Source organism: Agrobacterium albertimagni AOL15 (assembly GCF_000300855.1).
Lineage (GTDB): Bacteria > Pseudomonadota > Alphaproteobacteria > Rhizobiales > Rhizobiaceae > Allorhizobium > Allorhizobium albertimagni.
Genome location: NZ_ALJF01000048.1, coordinates 1 through 830, shown reverse-complemented (window position 1 = coordinate 830; position 830 = coordinate 1). Strand labels below are relative to the sequence as shown.

General features: G+C 60.7%; 1 protein-coding gene. It reads right to left on the bottom strand.

Translation table 11 applies throughout. The features are described from left to right. Positions 1-217 precede the first annotated feature (217 nt). On the bottom strand, positions 218-830 hold a 613-nt coding region (locus QWE_RS24270), incomplete at its 5' end, for a calcium-binding protein (RefSeq protein ID WP_006728825.1).

Sequence of the window (830 nt, the reverse complement as noted above, 5' to 3'; positions counted from 1 at the left end):
CCACCAGGTGATGTTGGTCGCGGCAAGGTCGTAGATCTGCAGCATGTAGAAAGCGCCGGTCAGCGCCAGGATATTGATGATGCCCGACAGGCCGAAGACGAAGCCCGTCACGAGGCCGATACCGGACAGTTTGTAGCTTGATTGCTTGCTCATGGCTTCCCCCACTCAAAAGTATGTCTGCCGGCCCCGCCAGGCCGGCAGTACTGCCATGTCGTCCTCAGGAAACGCCGAGGAAATCGTTGATCGTCAGGTTGTGACGGCCGTGCAGCGAGAGTTCGAAGTCCGCTGCATTGTCCCCTTGCGTATTGCCCCTGATCACCGTGAACTCCTCGCCGTCGCGCATTTCATGCGTGATGGTGACGTCGCCGATGGCATCGATCGTCTGCCCGGCTTCGAGCTTCATCGCCCCCATGCCGGTGAAGTCGATCCGGTCGCCGGTCTGGAAACCGTAGATCGTGTCGCCATTGGCGTTGGCGGCCGAGGTGAACTTGAAGACATCGTCGCCAAGCCCGCCATCAATGACGTTGACCGCAGACGAGGCCGTGATCGTGTCGTGGCCGAAACCGCCGATGAAGTTCTCGAAACCATAGAAGGTATCCGAGCCCGTCGTCCCGCCGCTGACCGAGCCTCGCTGGTTGAAGCCATTGCCGAGATCCACCGTGAGGTTGGCGCTGGTCGCTGCATAGTCGAGCGTGTCGATGCCGTCTTCGCCGTAGTAGACGTCGTTGCCGTCATTCAGTGTCGCAATCACGGTGTCGTCGCCGGCACCTGCCCAGACACGGTCGTCGCCTGCTCCGACCTCGATCACGTCGTTTCCGGCATCTCCGAAG